Source organism: Streptomyces sp. URMC 123 (assembly GCF_051386515.1).
In the GTDB taxonomy this organism is placed as follows: Bacteria; Actinomycetota; Actinomycetes; order Streptomycetales; family Streptomycetaceae; genus Streptomyces.
The window spans coordinates 1-870 of the sequence record NZ_JBPQTV010000658.1; the positions used below are offsets into that span (position 1 = coordinate 1).

The following is an 870-nucleotide window of genomic DNA, read 5'->3' on the forward strand; positions in this document are numbered from 1 at the left end:
GACCCCCCCGAACCCCGCGGACTCCCCGAACTTCTCGAAGGACAGCGCCCGATGAGCACCCCCTCGTACGCCGCACGCGACGCGATGACGATGCTGCGTCGCAACCTCAAGCACCAGCGGCGCTATCCGTCCATGACGGTCATGATCGCCGCCATGCCGGTCCTGATGCTGCTGCTCTTCGTGTTCGTCTTCGGCGGCGCGCTCGGCAGCGGGATCGGCGTCGAGGACGGCCGGGCGGACTACACGAACTACGTCACCCCCGGCATCATCCTCATGGCCGTGACCTCCTGCACCATCTCCACGGCGGTGTCGGTGTGCACGGACATGACCGAGGGCATCGTCAACCGCTTCCGCACCATGTCGATCTCCCGCGGCTCCGTGCTGACCGGGCACGTGGCCGGCAACATGATCCAGGTCCTGATCGTGCTGGCCCTGGTCGTCGGCATCGCCCTGCTCATCGGCTTCCGGCCGAACGCCACGCCCGTCGAGTGGCTCGCCGTCGTCGGCCTCCTGCTGCTGCTCGCCTTCGGGCTGAGCTGGCTCTCCGCCGCCATGGGCATGAGGGCCAAGACCGTCGAGGCCGCCAGCAACGCCCCCATGCCGCTGACGTTCCTGCCCTTCCTCGGCTCCGCCGTCGTCACCACCGACTCGATGCCGACCGGGCTGCGCTGGTTCGCCGAGTACCAGCCCTTCACGCCCATCAACGAGACCCTGCGCGGCCTGCTGCTGGGCACGGAGATCGGCGACAACGCGATCGTCGCCCTCGCCTGGTGCGCCGGCTTCGCCCTGGTCGGCTACCTCTGGGCGCGCGCGGCCTTCAACCGCGCCACCACGCGGTAGTCCGCCCCCTCGCCCGGGCCGCCCCTCCCC

1 protein-coding gene is annotated in these 870 nt (G+C 70.1%); it reads left to right on the forward strand.

What is annotated here, in order from left to right; translation table 11 throughout:
• Nucleotides 1–51 precede the first annotated feature (51 nt).
• Complete coding sequence (locus ACSNOD_RS31495; protein ID WP_436770489.1) at nucleotides 52–840, forward strand: ABC transporter permease; 789 nt, start codon at nucleotides 52–54, stop codon at nucleotides 838–840.
• Nucleotides 841–870 lie beyond the last annotated feature (30 nt).

What these genes read in the sequence shown, in the direction of transcription:
- ACSNOD_RS31495 (WP_436770489.1), top strand. Translation starts at nt 52, where the DNA reads ATGAGCACCCCCTCGTACGCCGCACGCGACGCGATGACGATGCTGCGT.